This is a genomic window from Brevibacillus massiliensis, assembly GCF_000311785.1.
Taxonomy (GTDB): domain Bacteria; phylum Bacillota; class Bacilli; order Brevibacillales; family Brevibacillaceae; genus Brevibacillus_C; species Brevibacillus_C massiliensis.
Genome location: NZ_HE978549.1, coordinates 3,476 through 16,738 on the forward strand (window position 1 = coordinate 3,476; position 13,263 = coordinate 16,738).

General features: G+C 50.8%; 7 protein-coding genes and 1 pseudogene. 4 read left to right on the forward strand and 4 right to left on the reverse strand.

All coding sequences use genetic code 11. The features are described 5' to 3' along the window. Positions 1-930: pseudogene (locus tag HGBM_RS28280) on the reverse strand (aldehyde dehydrogenase family protein); the annotation flags it as partial. Between the two features lie 203 nt (positions 931-1,133). Between HGBM_RS28280 and HGBM_RS31925 the strand changes: the two are divergent. The 4 genes from HGBM_RS31925 to HGBM_RS22395 all read left to right on the forward strand — a co-directional run bounded on the left by HGBM_RS31925 (position 1,134) and on the right by HGBM_RS22395 (position 4,640). Next, positions 1,134-2,063, forward strand: coding sequence for a GAF domain-containing protein (locus HGBM_RS31925; protein WP_245553044.1), 930 nt, complete (start codon positions 1,134-1,136; stop codon positions 2,061-2,063). After that, the gene (locus HGBM_RS31930) at positions 1,993-2,724 is read left to right on the forward strand and encodes a sigma 54-interacting transcriptional regulator (RefSeq protein WP_245553046.1); all 732 of its coding nucleotides are present in this window, start codon (positions 1,993-1,995) and stop codon (positions 2,722-2,724) included. Before HGBM_RS31925 ends, HGBM_RS31930 begins: the two co-directional genes overlap by 71 nt. Positions 2,725-2,855: 131 nt before the next feature. Continuing rightward, positions 2,856-3,182 carry a helix-turn-helix domain-containing protein gene (locus HGBM_RS32635; RefSeq protein ID WP_019123324.1) on the forward strand — a complete coding sequence of 109 codons (327 nt, stop codon included), beginning with the start codon at positions 2,856-2,858 and terminating at the stop codon, positions 3,180-3,182. Positions 3,183-3,422: 240 nt separating this feature from the next. Continuing rightward, positions 3,423-4,640 carry an IS256 family transposase gene (locus tag HGBM_RS22395; RefSeq protein WP_019123326.1) on the forward strand — a complete coding sequence of 406 codons (1,218 nt, stop codon included), beginning with the start codon at positions 3,423-3,425 and terminating at the stop codon, positions 4,638-4,640. A 274-nt stretch (positions 4,641-4,914) separates the two neighbouring features. On the opposite strand, the gene HGBM_RS22400 is transcribed toward HGBM_RS22395, so the two are convergent. The 3 genes from HGBM_RS22400 to HGBM_RS22410 form a co-directional block, all read right to left on the reverse strand. After that, positions 4,915-5,571 carry a DUF3885 domain-containing protein gene (locus HGBM_RS22400; RefSeq protein ID WP_019123327.1) on the reverse strand — a complete coding sequence of 219 codons (657 nt, stop codon included), beginning with the start codon at positions 5,569-5,571 and terminating at the stop codon, positions 4,915-4,917. Between the two features lie 61 nt (positions 5,572-5,632). Further along, the gene (locus HGBM_RS28290; protein WP_019123328.1) at positions 5,633-10,852 is read right to left on the reverse strand and encodes an RHS repeat-associated core domain-containing protein; all 5,220 of its coding nucleotides are present in this window, start codon (positions 10,850-10,852) and stop codon (positions 5,633-5,635) included. Beyond that, positions 10,849-13,221, reverse strand: a complete 2,373-nt coding sequence (locus HGBM_RS22410; protein WP_019123329.1) for a hypothetical protein — start codon at positions 13,219-13,221, stop codon at positions 10,849-10,851. Before HGBM_RS22410 ends, HGBM_RS28290 begins: the two co-directional genes overlap by 4 nt. Between the last annotated feature and the right edge of the window lie 42 nt (positions 13,222-13,263).

Sequence of the window (13,263 nt, forward strand, 5' to 3'; positions counted from 1 at the left end):
TACGAACAGCCGTGAACCTGCGCAGCATACTTGGCCCTGGTTGAAAAAAATCCCCATCAAGGCGCCGGGAATCGCTTTGGAGAAGTCGGCGTCGGGGAAAATGATATTGGGCGACTTGCCTCCCAGTTCGAGCGACACCCGCTTCAAGTTTCCGGCCGCTTGTTGCATGATCAGTTTGCCAACCTCTGTCGATCCGGTAAACGCCACTTTGCGGATGCGCGGATGATTCGTTATGGCTGCCCCTGCGGTCGGCCCGTAGCCGGAGATAATGTTGACCACGCCATCCGGGAAGCCGGCCTGCTGGATTAATTCCGCGAGATAGATGGCGGATAGCGGAGTCTGCTCAGCGCTTTTCAAAATAACTGCGTTGCCTGTAGCCAGCGCAGCACCTAATTTCCACGCGGCCAGCAGGAGCGGAAAATTCCACGGGATAATCTGGCCGACCACTCCGATCGGCTCACGCCGCGTGTACGTTAACATGTTCGGCCAGCCGAGTTGTTGATCACTTCGCCGGACACTTTCGTCGACTACCCGGCGTAGTAGCGGAAGTGGTCGATTGCCAGCGGCACATCGACGGCACGGGCATGCCTGATCGGTTTACCGTTGTCAATTGTCTCCAGCTGCGCCAGCGCTTCCGCGTGTTCCTCCATCAGGTCGGCAAGCTTCCACAACATGCACCCTCGCTCGCTCGGAGTCACTTTCGCCCAGTCACCCTGAAAGGCTCGCTCCGCCGCTTCCACCGCCCGGTCGACATCGGCTGCATCCGCTTCGTACACGATGTATCACCTGTCCTGTAGCTGGATCGATTGTCTCGAACGTTTTGCCGGAGAGCGATTCGACAAATTCCCCACCGATAAACAACTTCTTGGGACCGCCCGCCAAAAAAGCGGCCACGCGAGGGTCCAGCCCGACTTTTACCGTTTCTGCCACCTGATCTCCTCCTCTTTGTTTAAAAGTACGTACACCCTAAGAGAAAAGCATATTCCATGCCAACAGGAAACCGCTTACAAGCCAGCGATTGTCCTGCTATGCATCGCAGGATAATGGAACAGTTGCTCCATACCCTGTGTAAAAATTATTTGAATGTTAATATAAAAGCAAATCGTCTTATTTCTGTCCAAGGGGTGAATCGCTTGCTGGAACCCGCCAGTGCACTGTTAAAAAAATCGTGGGAACGCAGCCGCAGGAATGGTGTAAATGCGTCGACAGCCAAGGATGCCATACTTGAAGAAGCTCAGTTCAGGTCGTATTGGGAACGAAAAGAAGAGTTCATCCGAATGATTGATCCGACCTTGGAGCATTTGGCCCACTGGTTGAAACGGTCATACTCGATTGTCGTCCTCTGTGACACATCGGGCTACATCCTCGACTGCAAAGGCGATCCTGTATTCCTGAAAGATACGGAAAAAATCCAGGTGCATCGAGGGGCTTGCTGGTCCGAGCAGGTGCGGGGCACCAATTCCGCTGGCACCGTCATCATCGAGCAAAAACCGCTGGCAGTCGTGGGCAAAGAACATTACCTCGATATAAACCACATGCTCTACTGTGCCGCTTCCCCGATATTTGATCCGTACGGCGAATTGCTCGCAGTCTTTGACCTCAGCGGCCACTGCGAACGGTACCACCCTTCCTTGCTGGGGATGGTGGACGTCATGGCCCGCAAAATCGAAGACTGGCTCCTCATCCACCGCCCGGAGCGGCAAGTGGTCATCTCGCTGTATCCGAACAGAAGCAAAGCACCACGCCCTGCTCGCGGTCAATCAGGACGGCATTGTAATCGGCGGCAACCGGGAGGCGCAGCAGTTGCTGAAGCTGGACAAACAGCGATTCGGCCAAATCCAGCTGACCGATCTGCTCACCAACACGGAATCCTTGCTGCACAGGTCAAGCGGCGCCGCTTCACCCGATACGGTTCGCCTGCGCTGCAAGGAGTCCGGACAAAACAGTTGGCGGACATCCGTATTGCTCGACACTCGCCCCACGAAGTTCGCCGTGCCCAGTCACGCAAAGCCAAAAGCGAAGCAGCATCGATTTGGCGGACCTACGCTCTACTCCTTTTATGATATTTACGGCAGGGACGAAAAATTCCAGGCTGCCATCCGGCTGGCCAAACGAGCGGCAGCGACGGACTACACTGTCATGCTCTCCGGTGAGAGCGGCACGGGAAAAGACATCGTCAGCCAAGCCATCCACCTCGCCAGCATGCGCAGCAACAAGCCTTATGTCGCGATCAACTGCGGTGCGATACCGAAAAGCTTGCTGGAAAGCAAATTGTTCGTCTATGAAGCCGGAGCCTTCACCGGAGCGAAGCAGTCGGGACAACCTGGAAAAATCGAACAGGCCCACGGAGGCACCCTCTTCCTCGATGAGATTGCCGAGATGCCGCCGGAAATGCAGGTGGCGCTGCTGCGGGTGCTGCAGGACTTCACCGTCACCCGCATCGGCGGCATAAAACCTATTCAGGTGGATGTGCGAATTATTACGGCCACCCATGCCGATTTGTGGAAAAACGTCCAGGAAGGCAAGTTCCGCGCCGATTTGTTTTACCGCCTACAAGGCGTACAAGTCACGCTTCCGCCGCTGCGCGAACGTGAGGATCGGTTGGAGCTGGCAAAGCTGCTGTTGAAGGGCATCGGGTCTGAGCTGGATCAGGGCCCGCTTTCCCTTACCACCGCAGCCGAGCGCTTGATTGAGCGATATCCATGGCCCGGCAACGTCCGCTAACTCGCTGCGGCACTACCCGTCCAATACGAACAAATGTATGTTCAAGCTGCATAATTTTCTCGATTCTTACTATCTAATCTATTGACAGAGGTCCAAAAATAAAGTCGGCGTTGACATCATAGGTGCTTACAATGGCAAAAAAATACCCCAGACAAGCGTTGGTCAAGACACTTAAACTGGAAGCGATTCGACTGCATACCGAGGAAGGATGGAGTTACCGAAAGATCACGGAGCACTTAGGAATACAGGATAAAGATCGAGTAAAGGTCTGGATGAGGAATTATCGCCAGAAGGGACAAGCAGCATTTGAAGACAGGCGTGGGAATCCCTTTCGATTTGGAACGGAGCAAGAACGTGAACGACGACGTCTACAATCGGAGGTGGATGTCCTAAAAAAGTGGTTACAAATATTGAATCAGGAGGGTTGCGATGCAGGTACCGCGTCATCGACGAGTTGAAGCATAAGCAAAGCATAAAAAGTCTTTGTGCTTACCTGGGTATTAGCCGAAGTGGGTACTACGCTTATTACAAACGCAAGGATAAGGATCCTAACCTCGAATTAAAGATGAAAATAATGGCTATTATTTATAAACAACGAAACAAAACCTTCGGTTATCGTCGTATCGAGTCTATAAAATATTTTGTGTAAACTCTGAACCTACTGATTTACAATTTGATTAGAAAGGTTGGGATTTTTTTTGAGCCTCATACCAAAAGAGCAACTCAGGCAGTGGATTAAAGAAAAAAATATGAAATCGATGGAGGATGTCCAATCTGCTTTAAAGGAACTGTTCGCAGACACCATCCAGGAAATGTTGGAGGCCGAATTGGAGACTAATCTTGGATATGCGAAGCATGACTCCAAAAGCAAACGAACCACGAACAGCCGCAACGGTTACAGCAAGAAGACCGTTCGTTCCGAATACGGTGACATCGACATTCAGGTACCACGGGATCGAGATGGAGAGTTTGATCCCGTTATCGTGAAGAAGCATCAGTCAAATGTTACAGGGATCGAAGATCATATTCTTGCCATGTACGCCAAAGGTGTATCCACTCGCGACATTCAAGACCACCTGCAGCAGCTCTACGGCATTGAGGTGTCACCAACCCTTATTTCTAACGTAACCAACAAAGTCATTCCCTTGATTACAGAGTGGCAGAATCGTCCGTTGCAATCGGTGTACGCTGTCGTCTTCATGGATGCGATTCACTTTAAGGTAAAGCAAGACGGAGCCATCGTCAATAAGGCCTATATGGTCATTGGCATCGATCTGGATGGCCACAAAGATGTGCTTGGTATCTGGATCGGAGAAAATGAATCCGCGAAGTTTTGGCTCCACGTCCTTAACGAGTTGAAGAATCGTGGTGTTCAAGATATTTTAATCACGTCCGTTGACAATCTGAAAGGATTTACAGAAGCCATATCGGCATGTTACCCGAAGACAGAAATTCAGAAGTGCATCATCCATCAGATTCGGAATTCGATCAAGTATGTGTCATACAAGGACTTGAAGAAGATTACGGCAGAGCTTAAGCCCATCTACAAGGCTCCAACGGAGCAAGCGGCCTTAGAAGAACTAGATCATTTCGAGCAATCCTGGGGAAACAAATATCCTTTGCTGGTACGTTCCTGGCGGAATAATTGGGCTGAAATCGCCACTTTTTTCAAATACCCACCCGAGATTCGAAAGATCATCTACACAACCAACGTGATTGAAAGTTATCATCGGCAGCTTCGAAAGGTCACGAAAGGAAAAGCAGTGTTCCCAACAGACGAAGCCCTTCTAAAGATGCTGTATCTGGTGACGATGGATGTCTTGCGGAAATGGACGGGACGAGTTCAGAATTGGGGACAAATTCTTTTGCAGCTATCCGTTTTCTTTGGGGAACGTGTACAGCCTTACATCCGTTAACAAAGGAATGGCTTCATCCCCGAAGGGATTATCTTTTTCTCCACCACTGGTGTCAAGGGTCCGCTTCGCCTTACGCCCTTGACTCCAGTGATTCCGAAAAAGATGTTCCAATTAGGGGGATGAAACCTTTTCATACATGGGTTGATTGAGTTTACACAAAAATCTTGACAGACCCGCGTCAGCATACGGCCTAGCAGCCGGGGTTTTTCTTACTGTCTACAAAATGGGGTCTTGACCATAGTTGATTACTCGTTTGGGGTTCTAACAGGACTAATTAATTTGTTTGAAAAATACCATCTATTCTTTTCTTATCGTAATTCAAAATCCATTCATTACATTCTTGGTATAATGCCTTAATTGCTTCCCTCGTATTAGAAATTACATCTATCCCCCTATCATCATATAGATGAAAAATTGTGTTATTTGTTGTATTGATTATATAAGTATCTCCTATTACATATGGTACTTTTCCAACATATTGATTTGCTAATGCTTCTAAAAAATTACTACTGTCAATATCTTCAACTTTACATTTTAAACAGTACCGATATGTTTGCGTATCAAAATCATCATCTAAATCAGGGTAGCGAAAGGGGACTCTTATTTTACTTATCTTGCTTATTAGGCCTTCGCTAGACACATATCTTTTTAAGCTATTCAATAATACTGGCTCATTCTTTGTAATAGGTTCGTCATCCCAACTATCCAAAAAGCTAACAAGAAAGATTTCATGGTTATCTTTATTTAGTTTGTGAAAAAGTGTTTGAGTACGGTAATAAATTTGTTCCATCCTTTTATTAAAATCAATTAAGTCATTACCACCGAGTTCAAATCTTACACCTATGGACCAATTGTAAAACAACGGCTTTTTTAATTCTAATGTAGAATACGTCATTTTCATATACTCGTCGAGGTCAAAATTATAGTCCATTTGTTCACCTCATTTAAAATTCCTCAGGGGTCTTTTTGACCCCTGTAGGTTAAGATGTTGGTTATTTAAGGTCAATAACTGTACCCGTCTGGCTTTTGTGTTTATCTAAAATAAAGTTACCATATTCGTCTGCATCGTATACCCAGTAAAGTTTATTTCCTCTTTTTTCAAACACTTTATATGCAGAACCTCCATGTCCAGTTAAATCCTTGGACCACCAGTATTTTCCGTCAAAATATGCTTTAACCTTTTGTCCCGCAAAATTGTATGTCAACTCCCCTTTTGAATATGACTTTATATCCCATTTAGCAGTTACGTTCTTACTATTCTTTAGAGTACCTGTTGTTACAGCTGACATAGGGTCATTAAAATCAGGGACTAATAATGCATAACCTTCTACGTATAACCTGAATCCAAGTGGGTCACTTTCTATTCTTTGGAGAGTTTCAATTCTTGCAATCATCATGACTTTATCTTCTGGTATCATGGCATCAGAGCTTTTCATAATGTCTGCCTCAGCTATACCTGCTTTTCTCATCTGATTGCGAAGAATCTCAGCCTGATTAGCCCAATATTGTCTTTGATCATCAGTAGTTGCTTTCTGGTATTGCCATTTCATTTCATTTATTGTCCAGTTAGCAGCAATCTTTGTACTCCAGTGTCCACTCGGATCCACATACCTCAACGGATTATTCTCCACATACACATACCGATTCAAACTCAACGGATTATCCACTTGCCCCTTATACGTATCCTCCGAGATAAACCGCCCCACACCCGGATCATAGTACCGGGCCCGCAGGTAATACAGCTTGGACTCGTTGTCGTACATCTCACCCGTATACTTGAACGGATTGGACATGGCCTCCTGCTGCGAGACGATGCTGCCCCAGCTGTCGTACTCGTAGCGATTGAGCGTCTCCCCGTTCACATCCGTGATCGCGACGACATCCCCGTGGCTGTTGTACAGGTAATAGCCCGACTTGTTGCTGGCCGCGTCTTTGCGGAACAAGAGCTGGTTGCCCCAGATGTTCTGCGCGGTGACATTTCCCTTGTCGTCAAGTTCTTCGATGACCTTTCCGTTCAGGTAGACGTAGTGGGTGGTCAGGTTGTTTTCCTGTTTGGTCGCCCGCAGTCCGTTGGCATAATACCGGTATGTTGTAGAAATTCCCGACGGATTGGTAAATTCCTTCAAGCGCTCCAGGCTGTCAAACGAAAAGGTGGTGTTTCCGACCGGCTGATTGGCGGCTCCGCTGAAGGATTTCCGGTTTCCACGGTCGTCGTACCCGTAGGATGTATCCCCTGTCGGCGTCGTTTCTCCCCTGAGGCGGTCCACCTTGTCGTAGCGGTACGAGAAGACCGTGCCATTCCGATTGGTCGCGATGACATTTCCGAATTGGTACTCGTTCGTCTCCGTCCACAAGACAGATGCATTCTGCCGGTGGCTCACTTCCCGCATCTCGCCAAAGGAGTCCAAACGCTGCTCCTGCTTGATGCCATTGGGATAGGACAGGGTTAGCTTCTCTCCGTCGAGGGAGACATTGTAATCGTAGGTGACGGTTCCCATCTGCGGACTGAATACCTGTTGGATTCGCTGGGCCGCATCGTAGGTATACCGTACCGGCGTGCCGTCCGGGTAGACCAATTCATCGATCAGGTCGTCGTCATCCTTATACTTGATCTGGTAGTAGCGCCCAAAGGAGTGAATGCCGCTCAGACGCTGGAAGGGATCGTAGGTGTAGCGGAGCTCGCGGACGTTGGCTTGGCCGGAGCCGTTGCTGTCCGTCTCCGCCTTCAACAGCGACGTATTCGCGTAGTACTCCATTGTCTGTGTATTCAGCAGACTGCCTGCCGGATTTTTTACCTCGATGCGGGACACGTCGTAAAACGGCGTATATGTGTAGTGATGAGTGTTGCCGTCCTTGTCTCGATAGAGCTTGACATCTCCGGTCAGGTTGTAGGTGTAGGTCTCGGTCTTCTGTCCCGGGACATCCTCTTCGCTCAGCTTCCAGGACAGTCCGTTATAGGTGTAGCGTGTGGTCAGCGTGCCGTTTTCCTTCACCGTCTCCAGGTTTCCGAGCGAATCATAGCCGTACCGATAGGTTTGCCCCTCCGGATCTTTCAGGTACACCAGGCTGTTCTTCAGGTTATAGCGATAGTTCCAGACGCGATTTTCCCCCGTCTGATCGGTGACGACTTTTTCGACAAGCTGGCCAAAAGCATCGCGCCTGTAGGTGGTAACGAGCGTTTGGCTGCCATCCCTGGTGCGCGCTGCTTCTTTTTCCACCGTCTGATAACGGTCCGCATACGTAGTGGTAATGAGCCCGTTGGTGGCGGTCACTCTGACCGTATCCTGCGGCAAATCATGCGCGGCGTCCTTAAGGGCGTTGGCCCGTTCGTAATACGTGATGCCAACCGGATCAATCGTCTTCCACAGCGTCCCGTCTTCATTATAGACGTACTCCGTCCGCTGGTCGGCCCGGGCGTTGGGATAGCTTGCCTCCAATTGACGGCCGTTCGCTCGGTAGGCATTGTACAACAGGTGGCGGATACGGGTGGATCCCGGTGCCTTCTGGCCTTGGTATTCCACTTCGCCAAACGGCGTGAATTGGGTCAGGTATTCGGTGCCATCCGGCATCAATTGGGTCACTTTCCGCGCACTGTCGTCGTACTTGTACTCGATCGTCCGCGCTTCTCCCTGGTTGGCAAACGACTCCGTGCGAAGGCGGCCAAGCAGGTCGTAATCGTAGCTGACCTCGCTTTGGTCAGGATACGTCTGTGAGGTGATGCGCCCCAGCGGATCGTAGGTGGTTTTTACCGTCACATCCGCAAACGTCCCCGGCGCGGTTTCCACCCTCATCTGGATATTTGTGGGATAGATTCCGTACGCATCGTACGACAGCATGTTTTGCGTCAAGGTTTTGGTGCTGGTGCCGTAGCTGGTTTCGGAAACAGAAGCGACCCGCTTATTCTCGTACGTGTAGGCGCGCTCTGTCCTCTCCGCTGCGGTCCCCTGCTCCGACGGATAAGAATCCAGGATCGTCTCTTTTTTCAACAAATACGCTGATGTGTATTCATACGTTTCCCGATGAAAATATGCGTCGTCTGCTGCAGATTGCTTCGTCAGGCGGGTGGGCAGGCGGAGGTTATACGTAACGGCCCCCGTATACTCCCAGGTCGTCAGATTGCCGCGCGCATCGATTTCTTTTGTGACATCCCCAAACGAGTTGTACTCATATGTCTCGGTATTGGCATACTTCGGAATCTTGCTTAGGATGTCCGGAGTCAGCGCCTTCAAATCAGGCCAGAGCAGGTACTGGTAGACCTCGCTGTCTGCCGTCAGCCAAGACGGACGCCCGAGAAAATGGTAGACGTATTTTGGTTTCCTGCTTCTGTTCGCATACGTGTAGCTGGTGTATTGAACCGGCCGATACAAGTACTCTTTATCCCCTTCCGAGAGGTTCAACTGTCCGGATATCGCATCCGAGTCCCTTCCATCCTTTATATAGGTCTTCACCAGGCGAATCAGCGGATTTTTGTCCTGGTTGAACTCGTAGGTTGTCTCCACGTTGGACTGATACGAAGGGACGGTTCGCGAGACGACCAGATGCCCGTCCCGGTTTTGCGCGTTGGCGAGTCGGAAGTGGCCTTCTTTTTGGTTTTTCCAGATTTCATTTGTCGTCACGGGATAGGACACCGTGTCCGAATACCACTCTTCTGGCGATCCGGGTTGCAGCGGATTCGGCGTTTTCTGAAAGCGGTACTGTACAGCTGTCACCGGATGGTACGAGGTATAGGTCAATACCTTGTCATCGTGGTACAGCCGAACGACGCCGCGTTTAAACGGATCGGGATTCTGCTGGTCGTAGGTGCTGTACGTATAGTCCAGAGACAGCCCTTCGACGGGGTAGGTGACCTGCTTGAGCAGAAGATAGTACAGATAGCTCTTCCCGCTGTCGTCCTGTCTGATATAAGCGGATGACTCTTTTCCTTCAAAATCCAGTGCAATCGTTTTGTTCGGGGCGGCAAACCCGTAATTGGCCAGCAGGTTAAACTCCGTCTTGCCGTACAGGGACGGATCGTAATAACGATATTCCGCGACCGTTTTGTAGTTTTTTCCTTGGGTGTCCCACTCCCGCACTTGATTGAGCGTCCATACCTTCTTATTGGAAAACGAGGTGTAGTCGGAAAGGTACTCAATGTGCTTTAACAGTTTGCTCTTTTGAGAATCGCTGTAGACTTTCAAATCTTTTACCGTGTTATCGATTCCCTTTTCCAGCACGATCAGGCGGCCAGCGCTGTCGGTAATCTCGATGTCCGCCCCGTAGTTGGGAATCCGGTACACGATCTGGTCTCCGTAAGCATTGGTCTTTTTGATGACCTGCCGGGTCTCATACTCGCCATGCCCGACATGCACGTCTTCCAGCGAAAAATCATAACTGATGCCGTTGATATCCAGTCTGGCGCCGATGTATGGGTAGTTATCGTTCATGCGGACCAGGGTCGCCCCCTCATAAGGGTAATTGACCCATTTGTCACCCTCCCGCTCCAGCACGGTGCCGTCGTCCAGGGTAAAGACGTACCTTAGGGCTCCCCGTTCATCCTTGCAGGAGTATGCGGGAGTTTTTTCGTCGTAATCACACAGGACATCTGTCTTGTAGTAACGCTCCAGCTTGGGGAAGTTAAAGCTCCAGCCGCTGGGAGCATTGTGCTCTTCCTGGTACTCTCTGTCCGCAGAGTCTGTTTCATTTTTGCCCCATTTCGTGGTGTAGGGCCGATCGAGCAGCCCGTCCAAAGAGGAGTAGCTTCGCTTCAACACCAGGTCAAGTCCGTGCTTTCCTTCCAGGACGAGATCGTTTTCCGTGATGTTAGCCGTACGGTACAAATCGTCCACTGGGGCATCCGTATTGTTTCGGCAGTATTGGTAGGGCAGCTCCTTTGCCGAGTATTTGACGTCCGGGTTGTCCGCGCTGGGAGCTGCCCCTCCTTCGATTGGCTGAAGTTCATCCTGTAATTGATCCGTTTCCGGAACCTGATCTGGTTCGTTCTCGACTGCTTCCTCACCATACGTCGGGGGAGCAGCCGATTCCGCATGTTCACCCAAAGTGTCTTGATGATGCTGGAGCCACTCTCTCGTATCCGCGGGGCCTGCTTGGATGTTTGGTCTTAGCTGCTCGGTTTGCTCCCGCTCTGCTTGCTGACCGTACGTGATGCCCATCGGAAAACTCGTCAAAAGCAGCACACAGATGAGCATCACCTTGAAAAAGGCGTATCTATTCATTCTGTACCTCCCGATTCCCCACTCCGCTGCTGCAGCTCTGTACCTGATGCGGACGCTGGCGGAGGTGTTTTCTTGACGGTAGTGACATTTTCGTTTTGACCGTTCTTGGAATAGACAAATTCGATTTCCACCGCGCCATTTGCCAGGATCGCGGCAATCCTGTTTCGCTCGTCGTACTGGTAGGTATACACCTTGGAGACGAGGGGATCCCGAAACCCGAAGGCAAACGGGCCGGAGGTGACATCAGCAGCCGCTCCCGCAATTTTGGATCTTGCAATCGTAATGGAAGCGTTGGGGACATCATCCGCCTTGCCATGCCGGATCGCCTGCCCGGTAAAGGAGATCGTCAGCTGCGTGTCACTGCTGCGCTCTACCTGGATCCCCAAACCTTCGGGCAGGTTGTTTACCGTGACGCCCGCTGACATATCGGCGGCAAAGGTGCCGTTGGACAAGAACACCGTCTGCTTCGCCGTGATCCGGCCGTCGTTGGATTCGGCCTCAGGGATCAGCGCGCTTCCTACTGTAAGGACAGGAGCAGATGGATCCTGAAAGGCAAAAGTAAACGGGCCGGAAGTCAGTTCGGACGAGGCTCCCAGGATTTTTGCCTTTGCGACGGTGACGGCAGCATTGGTTACCTGATCGGCTGCCCTGTGGCGGAGGGCCCGGCCTGTAAACGAAATCGTCAACTGCGTATCGCTGTCCCGCGTCACGGAAATCCCCAAACCCTGTGGCAGGTTGTTTACCGTAACACCTGCAGACAGATCGGCGGCAAAGATTCCATTGGACAAGAGCACCACTTGTTTGGCTGTGATGCTGCCGTCATTGGCCTGCGCTTCCGGGATCACGTCGCTGCCAAGGCGAATGCTTGGCGGTTGTATATCCCGTGTGGCCGACAGCCGCGTCATGAGGATTCTTTCGCCAAAGGTGCCGAGTACCACGTAGTAGTCTCTGCCGGAGACCAGATAAGGGCGCATCTCGGAGAAAGGATCTCTGCCAGGAGCATCGACGTTGAAGTCGATGAGCTTGGTCAGGTTCGGGTCGGCGTACAGCGCGAGAATCGTATCGCAATCTTCACCGTCTCCCTCATAAGGACTGGTTGCGATGATATGCGTGCCGGACTGGGCAGGGGTGAACCGGTAGACAAGCAGGGACTCTCCGGCGGCGATGACATCAATCGGCTTGTCTGTGGTCAGCACAGGAAAGCTCTCCGGCTTCATCTGTACCGTCAGGCGGGTGTGCAGATGGGTGTCTTCCGGTCCGGGCAGCAGCCTGAGATAATAACTTTTGAAGGCGGTCAATTCCACGCTAAACTCGGAAAATCTGGTATTGGAATTGGCATTGTCGTTGCCGCCGATAGAGCGAGTCAATTCCTCGTCGGAATACAGCTCCAACACGGTATCGTTCTCCCACCCTACACCGCCGTAAGGACCGGTAAAAAAGGTGTACACACCGGAATCGACCGGGATAAAGCTGTAGACTTGCCCCACCCCGGAAGGCAGGTCTACGTCGAGAGGCCGATTCAGAAAGATTTGATTCGCGCCAATCGTCAAGGTATAGGGATTGTACGGCGAGTAGTCATATTGGCCAAAACCGAGCACGACGATATAGTAGGTGTCCCCTTGCCGGGCTTGAAAGCTGACTTTTTCCGGCACTCCAACTCCGCCTTGTGATCCTGACTGGATCAGCTCTTCTCTCGAATTGAAGATGAACAGATCGTAATCGACGTCTCTGGGAACCTTTAACTGAACAGTGATGGCACCATCCTTTGGCGCCGTCAGTTTGTAAAAATCGACATCGCCTTTTTGCGAGATGTAAGCATCCAAAGAGTTTCCAACGGCAACCGGGTAGGCTTCGGAAAAGTTGTTATTGGGCTCGAACGGGTCCCCGTCCGCATATAGCAGCGATGCCTGTGCCTGCTGCATCGAATGAGCGATGGCGAGAGGATGGTTGCCCAGCTGTGCCTCCGTTTCCGCGATCAGCTTTTGATAGGCCTCTTTGAGTTGATTAAAATCGCTTTGTTTGGAACGAAAATACGCCTCTCTTTCCGCTTCCATTGTTTTCGCGTCGCGGGGCTCTTTTTCCCAGTCTGTTGACGAGGCTGGCCATTGATGCATAGCCAAATTGCGAATCCGTAACCGGGTCTCTTCTTGTTTGATTTTTTTCGCGAGCGGTTTCTGGCCGCTCTTCATCGCAGCCTGGAACAGGTAGTCCAGTTTTTGCCGGGCATGCAAAAACTGCTGGTCCACCTGATCGATATACGAGGGAGCACTCGGCTGTTCTTTGGCAGCTGTCTGGCCCGGAGCCGCCAGACCGAAGAACGGTACTGTCAGCAGCAGCGACAGAACCGCTTGGATCCATTTCGTTTTCATGGTCAGCTTCTCACACCTTTCTTGTAGATTCGGACACTGCGT

What these genes read in the sequence shown, in the direction of transcription:
- HGBM_RS22410 (WP_019123329.1), bottom strand. Translation starts at nt 13,221, where the DNA reads ATGAAAACGAAATGGATCCAAGCGGTTCTGTCGCTGCTGCTGACAGTA.
- HGBM_RS28290 (WP_019123328.1), bottom strand. Translation starts at nt 10,852, where the DNA reads ATGAATAGATACGCCTTTTTCAAGGTGATGCTCATCTGTGTGCTGCTT.
- HGBM_RS22400 (WP_019123327.1), bottom strand. Translation starts at nt 5,571, where the DNA reads ATGGACTATAATTTTGACCTCGACGAGTATATGAAAATGACGTATTCT.
- HGBM_RS32635 (WP_019123324.1), top strand. Translation starts at nt 2,856, where the DNA reads ATGGCAAAAAAATACCCCAGACAAGCGTTGGTCAAGACACTTAAACTG.